General features: G+C 72.1%; 15 protein-coding genes. 8 read left to right on the top strand and 7 right to left on the bottom strand.

All coding sequences use genetic code 11. From position 1 onward, the window contains the following. Nucleotides 1-81 precede the first annotated feature (81 nt). From AB0A95_RS09465 to AB0A95_RS09455, 3 genes are all read left to right on the top strand, one after another. A complete protein-coding gene (locus AB0A95_RS09465) occupies nt 82-582 on the top strand; it encodes a TrkA C-terminal domain-containing protein (protein ID WP_357066486.1) in 501 nt (166 codons plus the stop codon). Nucleotides 583-587: 5 nt separating this feature from the next. After that, entirely contained in the window at nt 588-1,802 is a 1,215-nt protein-coding gene (locus tag AB0A95_RS09460) for a cation:proton antiporter (protein WP_357555126.1), read from the top strand. Between the two features lie 140 nt (nt 1,803-1,942). After that, the gene (locus AB0A95_RS09455) at nt 1,943-2,374 is read left to right on the top strand and encodes a hypothetical protein (protein ID WP_357555125.1); all 432 of its coding nucleotides are present in this window, start codon (nt 1,943-1,945) and stop codon (nt 2,372-2,374) included. A gap of 133 nt (nt 2,375-2,507) precedes the next feature. On the opposite strand, the gene AB0A95_RS09450 is transcribed toward AB0A95_RS09455, so the two are convergent. From AB0A95_RS09450 to dnaK, 5 genes are all read right to left on the bottom strand, one after another. After that, nucleotides 2,508-2,693: a hypothetical protein gene (locus AB0A95_RS09450; protein ID WP_357555124.1), complete on the bottom strand. Its 186-nt coding sequence runs from the start codon at nt 2,691-2,693 to the stop codon at nt 2,508-2,510. A gap of 137 nt (nt 2,694-2,830) precedes the next feature. Continuing rightward, complete coding sequence (locus tag AB0A95_RS09445) at nt 2,831-3,271, bottom strand: helix-turn-helix transcriptional regulator (protein WP_030332087.1); 441 nt, start codon at nt 3,269-3,271, stop codon at nt 2,831-2,833. Nucleotides 3,272-3,301: 30 nt separating this feature from the next. Then, nucleotides 3,302-4,480 carry a molecular chaperone DnaJ gene (dnaJ, locus tag AB0A95_RS09440; RefSeq protein WP_357555123.1) on the bottom strand — a complete coding sequence of 393 codons (1,179 nt, stop codon included), beginning with the start codon at nt 4,478-4,480 and terminating at the stop codon, nt 3,302-3,304. Nucleotides 4,481-4,565: 85 nt separating this feature from the next. Beyond that, nucleotides 4,566-5,324, bottom strand: a complete 759-nt coding sequence (gene grpE / locus AB0A95_RS09435; RefSeq protein WP_357555122.1) for a nucleotide exchange factor GrpE — start codon at nt 5,322-5,324, stop codon at nt 4,566-4,568. 48 nt (nt 5,325-5,372) lie between these two features. After that, complete coding sequence (dnaK, locus tag AB0A95_RS09430) at nt 5,373-7,241, bottom strand: molecular chaperone DnaK (protein ID WP_357555121.1); 1,869 nt, start codon at nt 7,239-7,241, stop codon at nt 5,373-5,375. A 219-nt stretch (nt 7,242-7,460) separates the two neighbouring features. Between dnaK and AB0A95_RS09425 the strand changes: the two genes are divergently transcribed. From AB0A95_RS09425 to AB0A95_RS09415, 3 genes are read left to right on the top strand one after another with little or no spacing between them, the layout of a single operon-like run. Next, entirely contained in the window at nt 7,461-9,302 is a 1,842-nt protein-coding gene (locus AB0A95_RS09425; protein ID WP_357555120.1) for an ABC transporter, read from the top strand. Next, complete coding sequence (locus AB0A95_RS09420; RefSeq protein ID WP_357555119.1) at nt 9,299-10,984, top strand: GTPase; 1,686 nt, start codon at nt 9,299-9,301, stop codon at nt 10,982-10,984. The genes AB0A95_RS09425 and AB0A95_RS09420 overlap by 4 nt, the downstream gene beginning before the upstream one ends. Nucleotides 10,985-11,041: 57 nt before the next feature. Continuing rightward, a complete protein-coding gene (locus AB0A95_RS09415) occupies nt 11,042-12,265 on the top strand; it encodes a hypothetical protein (RefSeq protein ID WP_357555118.1) in 1,224 nt (407 codons plus the stop codon). A gap of 104 nt (nt 12,266-12,369) precedes the next feature. On the opposite strand, the gene AB0A95_RS09410 is transcribed toward AB0A95_RS09415, so the two are convergent. Continuing rightward, complete coding sequence (locus tag AB0A95_RS09410) at nt 12,370-12,993, bottom strand: phosphoesterase PA-phosphatase (RefSeq protein WP_357555117.1); 624 nt, start codon at nt 12,991-12,993, stop codon at nt 12,370-12,372. 320 nt (nt 12,994-13,313) lie between these two features. Next, nucleotides 13,314-14,192 (bottom strand): hypothetical protein, encoded by an 879-nt coding sequence (locus AB0A95_RS09405; protein WP_357555116.1) that lies wholly within the window; start codon nt 14,190-14,192, stop codon nt 13,314-13,316. Nucleotides 14,193-14,713: 521 nt separating this feature from the next. On the opposite strand from AB0A95_RS09405, the gene pdhA reads away from it, so the two are divergent. Next, nucleotides 14,714-15,889: a pyruvate dehydrogenase (acetyl-transferring) E1 component subunit alpha gene (pdhA, locus tag AB0A95_RS09400; RefSeq protein WP_357555115.1), complete on the top strand. Its 1,176-nt coding sequence runs from the start codon at nt 14,714-14,716 to the stop codon at nt 15,887-15,889. Then, entirely contained in the window at nt 15,889-16,878 is a 990-nt protein-coding gene (locus AB0A95_RS09395) for an alpha-ketoacid dehydrogenase subunit beta (RefSeq protein WP_357555114.1), read from the top strand. The genes pdhA and AB0A95_RS09395 overlap by 1 nt, the downstream gene beginning before the upstream one ends.

Raw genomic sequence — 16,878 nt, 5'->3', positions numbered from 1 at the left:
AGATCTCTCGCGGCGAGCTCCACGGAGGAGCGCTGTCCTTCCAAGATCTGCGGTTTGTTCACCAAGCGGTAGCCTTGGCGCGTGCGAGTACGTGTCGAGCAGACCGCCCTACCCGGGATCGGGGTACGTCACGATCTGGTGACGGAGTCCGGACGCCGCCTGGGCGTTGTCTCCCACCGCAATGGCCGTCGTGATCTCGTCCTGTACGACCCCGACGATCCCGACTCCTGCCAGGCGGACATCCCACTGACCGACGACGAGGCTGAGGCTCTGGCCGACATCCTCGGCGCGTCGCTGATGCTCGGCCAGCTCTCCGGGCTGCGTGAGCAGGCCGCCGGTCTGCTCACCGAGCAGATCGCCATCACGGCCGGCTCGCCGTACGTCAACCGGAAGCTCGCCGACACCAAGGCGCGTACCCGCACCAGCGCCTCCATCGTGGCGGTGCTGCGCGAAGGCGAAGTGATCGTCTCGCCACTCCCCTCCTTCCGCTTCGCGGCCGGCGATGTGGTGGTCGTTGTCGGGACCCGCAGGGGTCTCGACGGCGTGTCCGCCATCCTCGCCGACAGTGACCCGGACGGCTGAGGCGGATGCACGACTCCACCACACTGCTCGTCGAGGTCGGCGCGCTGCTGCTGTTGCTCGGTGTCCTCGGCCGGCTCAGCCGCCGGGTGGGCCTCTCACCCATCCCTCTCTACCTGCTGGCCGGGCTCGCGTTCGGGCACGGTGGGCTGCTTCCGCTCGCCGCCAGCGAGGAGTTCTTCGCCGTTGGCGCCGAGATCGGCGTCATCCTGCTGCTGGTGATGCTCGGCCTCGAATACTCGGCCAACGAACTTGTCGGCAACCTTCGCTCGGCGGCCCCGGCCGGGTTGATCGACGGCCTGTTCAACGCGCTGCCCGGCGCGGCGTTCGCCCTGCTGCTCGGCTGGGACTGGGTGGCCGCCCTGGTGCTCGGCGGCATCACCTGGGTCTCCTCCTCCGGGGTGATCGCCAAGGTTCTCGCCGACCTGGGACGACTCGGTAACCGGGAAACCCCGGTGATCCTCTCGGTCCTGGTGATCGAGGACCTGGCGATGGCGCTCTACCTGCCGCTTGTCACCGCCGTCCTGGCCGGCACCGGCCTGCTCGGCGGCGGCATCGCCCTCGCCGTCGCGGTGGGCACCGTACTGCTCGTGCTTGTCGTCGCCATCCGCTACGGCCACCTCATCTCCTCTGCCCTGTCGGCGAAGGATCCGGAGGCGCTGCTGCTCGGCGTACTCGGTCTGACCCTGCTGATCGCCGGTCTCGCGGCGAAGCTCCAGGTGTCGGCGGCGGTCGGCGCGTTCCTGGTCGGCATCGCGCTCTCCGGTCCGGTGGCGCACCACGCGACCGAGTTGCTCTCCCCGCTGCGGGACCTGTTCGCCGCCGTGTTCTTCGTGTTCTTCGGCCTGGTCACCGACCCACGGGACATTCCGCCGGTGCTGCTGCCGGCGCTCGCGTTGGCCGTGGTCACGATGGCGACCAAGACGCTCACCGGTTACCTCGCGGCCCGCCGGGTCGGCATCGCGGAGCCTGGTCGATGGCGGGCCGGCCTGGCACTCGTACCCCGGGGTGAGTTCTCCATCGTCATCGCCGGGCTCGCGGTGGCCGCCGGGAGTGTCGAGCCGGGGTTGGCGGCGCTGGCCGCGACGTACGTCCTGATCACCGTGGTGACCGGGCCGATCCTCGCCCGGCTGCCAGATTTCCCGTGGTTCAAGCGGTGGCTGCGTAACCGCGCGGCGGCCCAGCGGCGGGAGCGGACCCCGGTCGTCGGCCCAGTGCAGTAAACCCGCCCGTGCCAACGGTTGCGGAATTGCTCCTCGCGGGTACTACCGCAGCACCCGACGGCGGGTTACCGTTTCGCCCCAGCAGCCAAGGTCCGTAGGCAGCGTTGCCAAACGCGGGCGAGAGCGTGGAAGGTTGGCCGGTGAGCGTGCAGGAGTCGACGTTCCGCGGCTTCGCCAACCCCGTCGATCCGAGTCCGGCGGAGTTGCGAGCTTGGGCGTACAAGCCTGATTCGGTGCCGTTGGCTTCGATGCCACCAGACTGGGACCTGTTGGTCTCCGGCGACCGACTGGTGCTGACACTCTTCGAGTTGGCGATGGACCCGACCTGCCCGGCCCGGCGTTTCGCCCTGCACTGCCTCTACATCTACGCGGCCGACGGCATCCGGACGAACTTCCGCGCCCACCCCAAGCGCCGCTTCCGCAAGCTCGTCGAGCAGGCCGAACGCGACGGCGACGAGCTGATGAAGATCTGGGCGCACAACGGGCGGGTGCTGCTGGCCCGACCGGATCTCTTCGTCTACCGGGACTGGTGCGAGGGCGGCCTGGTCCGCGAGAACCGCCGCCTCGGCTGAACTACGGCCCGCATTCGGTAACCGCGAACGGGCCGGGACCCCCGCCGTGGCGACACCCGCGTCCCGGCCCGCACTCAGCACCGCGAACGGGCCGGGACCCCCCGTGGGTCCCGGCCCGCACGTCGGTCGCCGGTCAGTCCTGCTTGGGTTCGGGTTCGGGTCGACTCTTGTCGTCGCCCCGCTCGGCGAACCGACCGCCGACGACCCGGTCCCGATAGGTCCCCTCGGTCACCTTGTCGAACTTCTTGCGGACGGTTTCGGCCAGGCTTTCCAGCCGGTCCTCCGTCTGCGCAGCCACCTTCTTCGCCGGTTCCGCCATCGCTCCCCCTCGCCATGTCGGCAGGCCCGAAATAGCCGATTGGACCCGTATTCACAGGCTAACCGAAGCGGCCCGGACCGCGCCGGGGAATCCGGTGTGGTCCGGGCCGAGGAGTCGGGTCCGGGTGGGGGGCCAGGTCAACGATCGGGAGTACGGCGGGGTCGCCACACCACAAGCGCTGTGGACGTGCGATTTGTCGGCACCAGGTCCCGCCCCGGGAAGCGGGCGAGTGACTCCAGCTCGGCCACCCGCCGGTACGCGGCGTCCAGCTCCGCCTCCAGTCGGGCCACCCGCTGCTGCGCCTGCTCCAGCAGTCGCTCCAGCCCGATGATCCGCTTGACGCCGGCCAGATTGATCCCGTCGTCCTGGCTGAGCCGCTGCACCTCGCGCAGCAGCACCACGTCGCGGACGCTGTACCGGCGCCCGCCGCCAGCGGCCCGGCCAGGCTGCACCAGCCCCAGTCGGTCGTACTGGCGCAGGGTCTGCGGATGCATCCCCGCCATCCGCGCCGCAACCGAGATCATCAGCACCTTGGCCTCGTAGGCAGGGTCACCCGAACCGAGGAACTCGCCCGACATGCCGCTCACCTCCGCGTCCCTTCCACCGGACTAGCTGACCCGACGCACCCGCGCGTCGAGATGTTCCCGGGCCGCCGGCGGGCTCTGCTCGGCGAACGCCTCCAGCGCCGCGCGCGCCTCGTCGGACAACCGGGCCGGCACCACCACGTCCAACGTGACAAGCAGGTCACCGGCCTGTCCGTCGCGGCGGACCACACCCTTGCCGCGGGCGCGCAGCACCCGCCCGCTCGGCGTCCCCGGCGGAACCCGCAGGGTCACCGCGCCGTCGAGCGTAGGCACCCGCAGGTCCGTGCCGAGCACGGCCTCCGCGAAGGTGACAGGCACGCTCAACGTCAGGTCGTCACCGGTACGCCCGAACAGCTCGTCCGGTCGAACCTTGACGTGTACGAACAGGTCGCCGGCCGGGCCGCCGCGCTCGCCCGGCTCACCGCGCCCGGCCAGCCGGATGCGCTGGCCGTCGGCCACGCCGGCCGGGAAGCGCACATTCATGGTGCGGGTCTTGGTGACACCGCCGCTGCCGTGGCACTCGGGGCACTTCTCCTCGACCACGGTGCCGACGCCCTGGCAGTTGCGGCACGGCTCGGAGAAGCTGAACGAGCCCTGGTTGCGGGTGGTCACGCCGGCACCGTGGCAGACCGGGCAGGTACGCGGCTGCGTGCCGGGCTTGGCCCCGTTGCCGTGGCAGGTGTCGCAGACCCCGGGCGCGCGCAGTGTCAGGGGCAGCGTCACCCCGCGCACCGCGTCGCCGAAGTCCAGTGCCACCTCGGTCTCCACGTCCCGGCCGCGGGCCGGACCGCGCGGTGCCGCCTGCCCACCGCCCTGACCGCCGGTGAAGATCGAACTGAACAGGTCCTGGAAGCCGGCGCCTCCGAAGCGGCGGTCGCCGCCTCCGCCACCGAACATGTCGGAGACGTCGAACGGCATGCCGCCCGGCTGACCCTCGCCACGGGCGTTACGCCGGAACGCGCCCGAGCCGAACAGCGAGCGCATCTCGTCGTACTCGCGGCGGCGGCCGGAGTCCGACAGCACGTTGTACGCCTCGGACGCGGCCTTGAAACGCTCCTCCGCCTTGGCGTCGCCCGGGTTGTGGTCCGGGTGCGACTCCCGGGCCACCTTGCGGTACGCCTTCTTGATGTCGTCCGCGGAGGCGGCCTTGTCCACGCCGAGCACGGCGTAGAAGTCCTTCTCGATCCAGTCCTTGGAACTCACCGGTCCACCCCCTTTCGACAGTCGCGGCCCGGCCGTCCCGCCCACCGTTGTGCGGTGGGCGGGACGGCCCGGTCACTGTCTCGCACTATTCCGGGTCCGCGACCGCGACCAGCGCGGGGCGCAGCAGCCGCTCACCGAGCTGGTAGCCGCGCCGCATCACCTGGACGCAGGTCGGCTCGCTGACCTCGGCCGAGGTCTGGTGCGCGACCGCCTCGTGGCGGGTCGGGTCGAACGCGTCGCCCTGCTCGCCGAAGGCGTTCAGGCCGAACTTGCCCAGTGCGGTGGTGAGTTGTTCCGCCACCGTGCCGAACGGTCCGACCAGGTCGCCGTGCTCCCGAGCCCGGTCCAGGTCGTCGAGGATCGGCAGCAGTGCGGCCAGCACCGAGCCGGTCGCCTGTTCCTGCACCAGGTTGCGGTCGCGGTCGACCCGCTTGCGGTAGTTGGCGTACTCCGCCGACACCCGCTGTAGGTCCCTGGTGCGCTCGTCCAACTCGGCCCGGAGCGCCTCCAGCTCGGCACCGAGCGACGTGCCAGTGCCGGCGCCGTCGACAGGCTGTGCCGGGGCGTCCACCACCGGTGGACCGGAGGGCTCCGGTCCGTCGGTGGAGTTGACCTCTACCTCGATCTCGTCGACAACTACCTCGGCGTCCTCGACCAGGCCCTCGGCCGGCACACCGGTCTCCGCGTCGGCGGCGGTGCCCTCCGGCTCCGCCGTGTCGACGAACTTGCGCTTGTTGCGGATGACGACCCGCTCCCCGTCGCCGGTGGTCGGCTCCGTGGGCGCGGAGCCACCCGGCGTCGACCCGGTGTCGCCCGGGTCGGCGGCTCGTGGCTTCTGCGTCATGCGGCTACCTCATCCCCTTCGCCGTGGATACGTGTCGGAAGCCGACCGTCACTTCTTGCCGTCCTCGTCCACGATCTCCGCGTCGACCACGTCGTCGGCCGCACCGGCCTGCGCGCCTGTCGCACCTGTCGCGCCGGCCGCACCCGGGCCGGGCTCGCCGCCCGGCTGCTGGCCCTGCTCGGCCTCCTGCGAGTAGAGCAGCGAACCGGCCTCCTGGGAGACCTTCGCCAGCTTCTCGTGCGCGGACTTGATCTTCTCGATGTCCTGACCGCCGAGGGCGCCCCGCAGCTCACCGAGGGCCTCGTTGAGCTGCTCCCGGTTTTCACCGGGCAGCTTGTCGCCGCTCTCGGCGAGGAACTTCTCGGTCTGCCACTGAAGCGCCTCGGCCACGTTGCGAGCCTCGGCGTCGTCGCGACGGCGCTTGTCCTCCTCCGCGTGCTCCTCGGCGTCCCGGCGCATCCGCTCGATGTCGTCCTTCGGCAGCGACGAGCCGCCGGTGATCGTCATCTTCTGTTCCTTGCCGGTGCCCAGGTCCTTGGCGTGCACGTTGACGATGCCGTTGGCGTCGATGTCGAAGGCGACCTCGATCTGCGGCACACCGCGCGGCGCCGGCGGGAGGCCGGTCAGCTCGAAGGTGCCGAGCTTCTTGTTGTAGGCCGCGATCTCCCGCTCACCCTGGAACACCTGGATCAGCACCGACGGCTGGTTGTCGTCCGCAGTGGTGAAGACCTCGGAGCGCTTGGTCGGGATTGTGGTGTTGCGCTCGATCAGCTTGGTGAAGATGCCGCCCTTGGTCTCGATGCCCAGGCTCAGCGGGGTCACGTCGAGCAGCAGGACGTCCTTGACCTCACCCTTGAGCACACCGGCCTGGAGGGCGGCGCCGACGGCGACGACCTCGTCCGGGTTGACGCCCTTGTTGGGGTCGCGACCGGTGAGCTGCTTGACCAGGTCGGTCACGGCGGGCATCCGGGTCGAACCGCCGACCAGGATGACGTGCTCGACGTCGGAGATCTTGATCCCGGCGTCCTTCACGGCCTGCTCGAACGGGCCCTTGCAGCGGTCCAGCAGATCCTGCGTCATCCGCTGGAACTCGGCGCGGCTCAGCGTCACGTCGAGGTGCAGCGGGCCGGCCGCGCCAGCGGTGATGTACGGCAGGTTGATGTTGGTGGTGGTGGCGGCGGACAGCTCGATCTTGGCCTTCTCGGCGGCCTCACGGAGGCGCTGGAGGGCCATCTTGTCCTGACCGAGGTCGATCCCGTGCTCACCACGGAACGTCTTGACCAGGTGGTCGATGATCCGCTGGTCCCAGTCGTCGCCACCGAGGTGGTTGTCACCACTCGTCGACTTGACCTCGATGACGCCCTCGGCCAGCTCCAGCAACGACACGTCGAAGGTGCCGCCGCCGAGGTCGAAGACCAGGACGGTCTGCTCCTTGGAGCCCTTGTCCAGCCCGTACGCCAGGGCGGCCGCGGTCGGCTCGTTGACGATCCGCAGCACGTTGAAGCCGGCGATCTCACCGGCCTCCTTGGTGGCCTGGCGCTGGCTGTCGTTGAAGTAGGCCGGGACGGTGATCACCGCGTCGGTGATCTGCTCGCCCAGGTACGCCTCCGCGTCCCGCTTGAGCTTCATCAGCGTCCGGGCCGAGATCTCCTGCGGGGTGTACTTCTTGCCGTCGATGTCGACGGACCAGTTCGTGCCGACCTCGCGCTTGACCGACCGGATCGTCCGGTCCGGGTTGGTCACTGCCTGGCGCTTGGCCACCTCGCCGACGAGCACCTCGCCGTTGCGGGCGAACGCGACGATCGACGGAGTCGTCCGCGATCCCTCAGCGTTGGCGATGACGGTGGGCTCACCGCCCTCGAGAACGCTGACGCAGGAGTTCGTCGTGCCGAGGTCGATACCGACCGCACGTGCCATCTTCGCTTCCTCGCTTCGTAAGGTTGTGCAGGTGACGGGCATCGCCCGCGGCTGCTGGCGAGCACCACCCGCAGCGGGCCCCACCACAAGTTGAGTGAACTTGGCTCAATAGTGCCACGCGTTGGCGAATCGTCAAGTCGGGTTGAGTCAACCCGACGCAACTCAGCCATTACTACCGTCCGGTTGTCTTCCCTTGCATCGGTCGGGCACGCTTTAGCGGTGACGACGCACGGCGATTCCGCCACCCGTTCCGGCGCGCCCGCCGTCGCAGCCCGCACCGGCCCGCCGGACACCGCGGAGGAGCCGCCCGCCACCACCGGGGACGACAGCCTCCCCGGCGCCCTGTCGGGCCTCCGGGAGGCGATAGGTGCGACCCGGTTTCCCCTCGCACTGCCCTCCGCCGGCTCCGCCCGGCACACCGCCACCGCCCTCACCGACCAGCTCGACGACTACCTGCTGCCCCGGCTCGCCCGGCTGGACGCCCCACTGCTCGTGGTGGTCGGCGGCTCCACCGGCGCGGGCAAGTCGACGCTTGTCAACAGCCTGGTCAAGGCCCGGGTCAGCGCCGCCGGCGTGCTCCGGCCGACCACCCGCTCCCCGGTGCTGGTGTGCAACCCGTCCGACGCGGCGTGGTTTCGGCAGGGTGACCTGCTGCCCGGCCTGACCCGCACCACCGAGCCGAGCGACGATCCGCGCGCCCTGCACCTCGTCACCGCGCCGGCCCTGCCCGCCGGGCTGGCCTTCCTCGACGCCCCCGACATCGACTCGGTGGTCGACGCCAACCGGGCGCTCGCCACCCAACTGCTCGCCGCCGCCGACCTCTGGCTCTTCGTCACCACCGCCGCCCGGTACGCCGACGCGGTGCCGTGGGAGCTGCTGCGCAGCGCCCGGGCGCGCGGCGCGGTGATCGCCATGGTGCTGGACCGGGTGCCCGCCGAGGCCACCGACGAGATCTCCGCGCACCTGGCCGAGATGCTCGCCGAACAGGATCTCGGCCGGGCGCCGCTGTTCGTGTTGCCGGAGACCTGGGTCGACGGTCAGGGGCTGCTGCCCGAGGGCGTGACCGCGGCGCTGGCCGACTGGTTCGCCCGACTCGCCGGCGACGCGGAAGCCCGCTCGGCAGTGGTCCGCCAGACCCTGGACGGTGCGCTGGCCGCCCTCCACCCCACCGTCGAGGAGCTGGCCAACGCCGCCGACGCGCAGGTCACCGCCGCCGCCGAGCTGAACGAACGGGTCCGGGCCGCGTACCGGGGTGCCGAGCGCACCGTCGAGCAGGGGCTCCAGGACGGCCGACTGCTCCGGGGTGAGGTGCTCGCCCGCTGGCAGGAGTTCGTCGGCACCGGGGAGTTCTTCCGCACTCTGGAGGCACGGATCGGTCGCCTCCGCGACCGGGTCGTCGCCGCTGTCACCGGTCGCCCGGCACCCTCCGTCGAGCTGCGCAACGCCATCGAGTCGCAGCTGGTCACGCTGCTGCGCGGGGTGTCCTCGGAGGCAGCCGAATCCGCGTACACGGGGTGGAAGGCGCACCCGGCGGGCTCCGGACTGCTCGATCCGGCGCTCGCCCACCCGAGCGACGACCTCCCGGAGCGCGCCGAACGGATGGTCCGGGACTGGCAGCGCGGGGTGCTGGAGCTGGTCCGGGTCGAGGGCGGCGACAAGCGGTTCGTGGCCCGCACCGCCGCGTACGCGGTCAACGCCACCGGGTTGGCCGTGATGATCGCCGTCTTCGCCTCCACCGCGTTCATCCCGACCGGGCTGGAGTTGGCCACCGGGGCCGGCACCACCGTCGCCGCGCAGGCAGTGCTCCAGGCGATCTTCGGCGACCAGGCGGTGCGTACCCTCGCTGCCAAGGCCCGCACCGACCTGCTGGCCCGGGTGCGGACGCTGCTCGACGCGGAGGCCGCCCGATTCCTCAGCCGCACCGCCGACGCCCGCCCCGCCGCGGACGCCGGTGACGGGCTGCGCCGGGCCGCCGGTCGGGTCGAGCTGGCCCGGCACCGCAGCGGCCTGTCCGCTGGCGGCGACACCCAGCCGTCGGGCCACGAGGAGGGTTACCGGTGACCAACATCACCGGTCGGGTACGCGAGGCGTTCCGCGGTGACCAGCGGGTCGACGCCGACGCGCTGGTCAACCGCCTGGACGCGGTACGCCGCTTCCTGACCGCGGTGGACGGCCTGCTGCCCGACGCCGAGCTGGTGCCCGCGCACACCCTGGTCGAGCGGGCCGGCACCCGGCTGGCGCTGTCCCGGGACCACACTGTGGTCGCGCTGGCCGGCGCCACCGGCAGTGGCAAGTCCAGCCTCTTCAACGCGTTGGCCCAGTTGGAACTCTCGCCGGTGGGGGTACGCCGGCCGACCACCGGCGTCACCCACGCGTGCGTGTGGGGGCCGCTGGAGGGTGCCACCCGTCTGCTCGACTGGATCGGCGTGCTGCCCCGGCACCGCTTCGTACGGGAGAGCGCCCTGGACGCGGACGACGAGACGGCACTGCACGGGCTGATCCTGCTCGACCTGCCCGACTTCGACTCGGTGCAGCGATCCCACCGCCTGGAGGTGGACCGGCTCCTCGGCCTGGTCGACCAGGTGGTCTGGGTCGTCGACCCGCAGAAGTACGCCGACCGGGTCATCCACGACAGCTATCTGCGCGAGTTCCACAGGCATCGGGACGTCACACTCGTCGTGCTCAACCAGGCCGACCGGCTGTCCCCGGCCGAGGTGCCCCGGGTCCTGGACGATCTGCGCCGCCTGCTCGACACGGACGGGCTGACCGGTGTGCCGCTGCTGGCGACCACCGCCATCGACCCGCCCGGCATGGTGGGGCTGCGCGGGGCGCTGGAGCGTACGGTCGCCGAGCGGCAGGCCGCGCTGCGCCGGCTCGCCGGTGACGTCGACACTGTCGTCGCCGGGTTGGACGAACTGGTCGGCTCGGCCCGCCCGGCGGGTAAGCCGGACAGCTCGGCGCTCGACGGGCTCAACCGGGCGTTGGCCGGCGCGGCAGGTGTGCCAGCGGTCACCGAGGCGGTGGAGCAGGCGTACCGGCATCGGGCCGGCGCGGCCACCGGCTGGCCCGTGGTCCGGGGCTGGCGGCGGTTGCGACCCGACCCGCTGCGCCGGCTGCACCTGCCCGGCCCGACCGGCGACCGGGCCGACCCGGCGGAGAGTCTGGTCGCGGCCACCTCGGTCCCGGAACCATCGGCCGCCCAACGCTCGGCGCTGGGCCTCGCGATCCGCGCGGTCGCCGACCGGGCCGCCGCCGACCTGCCCGCCGCCTGGCCCGGCGCGGTGACCTCGGCCGCCCGGTCCCGCCTGGGCGACCTGCCGGACGCCCTGGACCGCACTATCGCCGGCACCGACCTCGGCCTGGGCCGCCGACCGCTGTGGTGGCGGGTCGTCGGCGGCGTGCAGTGGCTGGTCACCCTCGCCGCCGTGGTCGGGCTCGGCTGGTTGCTCCTCGGGTACGCGCTGCGCGCACTCGGCCTGCCGGCGCTGGACAACCCGATGGTCGGCCAGGTGCCGCTGCCCACACTGCTGCTGCTCGGCGGCCTGCTGGCCGGGCTGCTGGTGGCGGCGCTGACCCGGCCGGTGGTGCGGTGGGCGGCTCGACGCGCTCGGGCCCGCGCCGAGCAGCGGCTGACCGCGAAGGTGGCACTGGTCGGCGAGGAGTACGTGCTGACGCCGGTACGGACAGTGCTCGACTCGTACGCGCAGGCACGCGACGCGCTGCGGGACGCCGCCAGCCGCTGACGCCTCACCCGGCTCGCTACCGCTCTGCATCGGCTCCGGGCGGCGTAGGGTCGGAGCATGGCCACGCCTGAGACCCCCTACGACGCGGTGCTGCACGCCGCACGCGACGTGACCAAGCTGGAGTCCGCCCTCGACGCCGAGATGCTCGGCAGCGCGCTGCTGGGCAGTGTCTACGCCATCGCGGAAACCGACCGCGACACCGCCGTACGGGAGTTCGTCACCGGGTTCCTCGCCGCCACCGCGCGCCGCCGGATCGCGGCGGCCACCACCATCCGACAGGTCTTCGCCGCGCTCGTCCCGGATGCCGAGGGCACCGAGCGGGTCCGTCCGGGCAGTCAGGCGCCCGCCTGGTCCGGGCAGCTCGGCCGGGTGCACCTCACCGGCACCTGGGCGTACGGCGACGTGTACGGCGACCAGACCTCCTACCTCGCCACCTTCGCGTACGACGACGCCTCCGGTGGCGACGAGCACGCGCTGGTGGCCCTGGTGGACCACAACATCGGGATCACCAAGGACATCTTCGTCGGTGGGCCGGCGGAACGGATCCTGGACCAGGTCCGACAGATGTGCGCCGACGACGAGTTGACCTGGTTCCGTACCGAAAATCCGGCCCGGCTCCGGGGCGAGGTGGCCCGCCACCTCGCGGTGACCGACGACCTCGGCGAGCTGCCCGGCGAGGGTTCCCTGGCGACCGACCGGGCGCTTGTCGGTGCCCGGCTGGCGTTGCTGCCCACCGCCGCCGACCCGACCGGCCCGGCGGAGGTCGAGCCGCTTTCCGCGGCCGAGCGCACCGATCTGGTCCGGCGGTTCCTCGCCGCGCCGGAGGCCGCCCGCTTCGGGCTGGACACCGTCGACGGCGCGGAGTTGGCCTCCCTGCACTTCTGCCTGAGCCTGGTGCTGGACCATTCGGCGAGCTTCCCGGACGGCGACCCGATGCGCTGGAGCCCGGCGGTGTCCGGGCTGTTCCTGCTCGACTGGGTGCACCGCCGCGCCGTGCTGGACATGGACGACGCGGCGATGCTGCCCCGGGTGCTGCGCGCCTGGGCCCGGTACGCGTCCCGCCAGCGCGGGCTGCCCGAGGCGGCGGCGACGCGTACCGACGAGGCGATCGAGGAGATGGTGCCGGAGTTCGCCCGCCTCTACTCGACTGGTGAGCGGCGCAGCCCGGCGACCGCCGCGGTGGCGCAGCTGATGGCCGACGGGGTGGACCCGGACGACCCGGCCGCTCTGGACGCCTGGATCGAGGCCAACCGGCACCGCCTCGCCGACGACGGCGCCTGACGCTCCACCCGGGGCGGGCGACGTGTCGTCCGCCCCGGCTCCCGTCCGCCCCGGCTCTCGTCGACCCTGGCGGCGGCGGGCCTCGGTCGGGAGCAGATCGCGGGTCAGCGCAGCGCGCCGAAGACCACCGCGGCGATCAACGCACCGAGCACACCGCCGGCGAGCACCTGCGCCACAGTGTGATCCCGCAGCCGCACCCGGGACCAGCCGACCAACACCAGCAGCGGTGCGGCGACGACCAGCCGGGTCCCGAAGGTCAGCATCAGGATGACAAGTGCGCCGGCGGCCACCGCCGAGTGGATCGACATCTTCCACCAGTGGCTCACCGACACGGCGACCACGAGGCCGACCAGCCCGGCCACGGCCAGCGCCAGCACCGCGCGGGGCGCACCGAGCACGACGAGCAGGGCGAGCCCCGCGGTCACCGAGGCGAGGCCGACAAGCAGCGGCGCACGGCGCTGCTCCCGACGGCCGACGTGGTGGTCGGTGAACCGGCCACGGCGTACCCCGCCGACGACGTAGGCGAACGGAATGCCGATGACGAAGAGCGTGGCGAGCAGACCCCAGATGAGCCCCTGGCCCGGACGGCGCGCACTGTGCCAGCTCACTGTGACGATCAACAGCGACACCAGCACGGCCGGCGCGCTCACCTCGGTGACCAGCCGGGCGACCCGCAGCCCCGGGCCGGGCCGGGCGATGACCGGGCGCAGTTTCGCACCGCCGCCCACGCCACCCCCTCCGGTACGTGCCCACCGTCGGAACCGGGTCAGCCACGCCTGATCGTCACCGTACCGTCGCGGGCACCGTGGGGTGCGTCGGTCAGGCCACTGCGGGCCGGCCGTGAGGCGGGCGGGCACCGGGTGACGGGCAGGGTGCGTCGGTCAGGCCACTGCGGGCCGGCAGTGGGGCGGGCGGGCACCGGGTGACGGGCAGGGTGCGTCGGTCAGACCAGTGCGGCGGGCGCGGGGGGAGCGACCAGCGTGGGCTGCGTCGGTCAGGTCAGTGCGGGCGGGCGGGCGCAGGGAGCGACCATCGTGGGGTGCGTCGGTCAGGCCAGTGCGGGCCGGCCGTCGGCGGGCGTCGAGGGAACGGCCGGAGGCGACGGGACCGCTGGGCCGGGCTGGCTTGTCGGTGCGGCAGGGGTGGCGGGTGGCCCGGGGGTGTTGACCGGCGCGGACGGCGCCCTGGTCGGCACGGCGGTCGCCGTCGGGGCATCCGTCAGCGTGGGCACGGGCGTCGGCGTGGGGTCCAACGTGGGCGTCGGCTCCAACGTGGGCGTCGGCTCCATGGTCGAGGTCGGTGTCGGGTCCGGGTCGGTCGGGTCCGGGTCCGGGTCGGTCGGGTCCGGGTCCGGGTCGGTCGGGTCCGGGTCCGTGGGGTCCGGGTCGGTCGGATCGGGGTCCGTCGGGTCCGGATATGTCGGGCCAGGGTCGTCCGGGTCCGGGTCCGGGGGGCCGGGTGGGGGCATGGCCGGCCAGGTGCCACGGGTGGGCTTCGGCGGTGGCGGCGGGTAGGTCGCCACCCGGCCCGGGCGGTTCGGCTCCGATGGAGGCTCTTCCGAGGTACGCCGCGGAGACGGGGGCAGCCAGCCACTTGTCGGCCCGACGCTTGGTGTGCCGGGTGGCGGGAGCGCCGGCTGGCTGGTCATCGGCAGCGGGATCACCACCGGCCCGACCGACGGGGTCGTGATGAACGGGGCGCTGCTGTCCGGCAGCGCGGTGCTGCCCGGGGTGGCCGAGCCCGCGCTGATCGCGGCGAGGATGGGCATCGACGCGGTGCCGGCCAGCAGGGCGACGGTGAGCAGGTAACCCCGGGTGGCGCCGCCCGCGCCGGGGGCGCGGTGGACACCGACCACCCGCCGGTAGCCACCGGTCGACCGATGCCGGCCGAGTGCTGGTGTGCCGGGACCATCACCTGGCTCGTTCACCACACACCCCTTGTCGTCGGCCGTCGGAGGACATGGATGGACGCCGGCAGCCCCAAAGCCGGCATATGACCTGATAGGCGCGATCCCGCGGGAATCAGCCTGGACCAGTCACCCTCCGTTAGCCAGCCTCCACCGCGTGTCGACACGCGATGCTGTCCGAACGGTGACGAATCATCGCCGGATCGCCTGTGCAACGCGGGCCGGCATGATGGCGACAAAGGACGCCAAAGGGTGGGCTGTCGGAATCCGGGGCGGGCGTACTGTGGGCGCGCTCACCTGCTCTGCGAATATGGAGCACGACGGCAACGCAGCCGTGACCTCCGCGCACCCTCGCGGCAGGCGCGGCCCGGCGCCGGCGCTCCCGATCCGGGTTCGGCCAGAACCCGGCTCACGCCGTGCGGCAACCCCCACCGGGGCTAGGCGCGGCCGCCAGGAACCGGTCCGGCAGAAGCCGGGCAGGCGCACGAGTTGCGTGGCCGGGTTACCCCCGGTGCCGACGCAGACACGACAGGGAGAGACCGATGGCAAAGGGCGACCCCGGGGGCACCACCCGCGGCAGGCGGGCGGCACCCCGCTCCAAGAAGGGCACGGCCGGCGACCCCGAGCTGGTGCAGCTGCTCACCCCCGACGGCGAGCGGATCGACAGCGTCACCGGGCCGGACGGCACCGAATACCGCGTCGACTTCACCGACGAGGAGTACCGCGGCCTCTACCGCGATCTGGTGCTGGTCCGCAAGCTGGACGCCGAGGCGACCGCGCTCCAGCGCCAGGGCGAGCTGGGCCTCTGGGCCAGCCTGCTCGGCCAGGAGGCCGCGCAGGTCGGATCGGGGCGGGCGCTGCGGGCGCAGGACATGGCCTTCCCGACCTACCGGGAGCACGGCGTCCTCTACTGCCGGGGCATCGACCCGATCATGCCGCTCGGTCTGTTCCGCGGTGTCGACCAGGGCGGTTGGGACCCGAACGAGTTCAAGTTCAACATGTACACGATCGTCATCGGCGCGCAGACCCTGCACGCGACCGGCTACGCCATGGGCATCACCATGGACGGCAAGACCGGTACCGACGACGGCGAGGCCGCGATCGCCTACTTCGGCGACGGGGCCACCAGCCAGGGCGACGTGAACGAGGCGTTCGTCTGGGCGAGCGTGTTCAACGCCCCGCTTGTCTTCTTCTGCCAGAACAACCAGTACGCGATCTCCGAGCCCCTGGAGCGGCAGACCCGCGTCCCGCTCTACCAGCGGGCCGCCGGCTTCGGCTTCCCCGGCGTACGGGTGGACGGCAACGACGTGCTGGCCTCGTACGCGGTCACCCGCACGGCGCTGGACAACGCCCGCCACGGGCAGGGCCCCAGCCTGATCGAGGCGTACACCTACCGGATGGGCGCGCACACCACCTCCGACGACCCGACCCGCTACCGCATCGCCAGCGAGGTCGAGGCGTGGCAGGCCAAGGACCCCATCACCCGGGTCAAGGCCTTCCTGGAGAAGCAGCAGATCGCCGACGCGGCCTTCTTCGCCGAGGTCGACGAGCAGGCCCGTCGCGAGTCGGTGCACCTGCGCGAGCGGGTGCTCGACATGCCCGACCCGGAGCCGGTGACGATGTTCGACAACGTCTACCCGAACGGTTCCCCGCTGCTCGACGAGCAACGTGCGCAGTTCAGCCGCTACATGGAGTCCTTCGAGGGGAGCGCCCACTGATGGCCACGGAGACGCTCACCATCGGCAAGGCCCTCAACACCGGCCTGCGCCGCGCCCTGGAGAACGACTCCAAGGTCATCATCATGGGCGAGGACGTCGGCAAGCTCGGCGGCGTCTTCCGGATCACCGACGGGCTCCAGAAGGACTTCGGCGACCAGCGGGTGATCGACACCCCGCTGGCCGAGTCCGGCATCATCGGCACCGCTGTCGGTCTCGCCATCCGTGGCTACCGGCCGATCTGCGAGATCCAGTTCGACGGCTTCGTCTACCCCGCGTACGACCAGATCGTGTCGCAGGTGGCGAAGATGCACTACCGCTCCGGCGGCAGGCTCAACATCCCGATGGTGATCCGCATCCCGTACGGCGGCGGCATCGGCGCGGTCGAGCACCACTCCGAGTCGCCCGAGGCGTACTTCGCGCACACGGCCGGCCTGAAGGTGGTGACCTGCTCCAACCCGCAGGACGCGTACGTGATGATCCAGCAGGCTGTCGCCTCGGACGACCCGATCGTCTTCCTGGAGCCCAAGCGGCGCTACTGGGAGAAGGGTCAGGTCGACCTGGACGCGCCGCTGTCCGAGGCGTACCCCCTGCACTCGGCCCGCGTGGTGCGGCCCGGCACGGACGTGACGGTGCTTGCCTACGGGCCGATGGTGCGGACGTGCCTGGAGGCGGCGACGGCCGCCGCTGAGGACGGCCGGGAACTGGAGGTCATCGACCTGCGCTCGCTCTCCCCGCTGGACCTGGCGGCGGCGTACGAGTCGGTGAAGCGCACCGGCCGTGCGGTGGTGGTGCACGAGGCGCCGTCGAACATCGGCCTCGGCGCCGAGTTGGCCGCCCGGATCACCGAGGAGTGCTTCTACTCCCTGGAGTCGCCGGTGCTGCGGGTGACCGGTTTCGACACCCCCTACCCGGCCGCCCGGGTCGAAGAGGAATACCTGCCCGATCTCGACCGGGTGCTCGACGCCGTCGACCGCACCTTCGGCTGGTGA

Source organism: Micromonospora sp. NPDC049230 (genome assembly GCF_040647875.1).
Taxonomy (GTDB): Bacteria; Actinomycetota; Actinomycetes; order Mycobacteriales; family Micromonosporaceae; genus Micromonospora.
The sequence above is the reverse complement of the archived record's forward strand: the minus strand, read 5'-3'. Positions and strand labels throughout refer to the sequence as shown.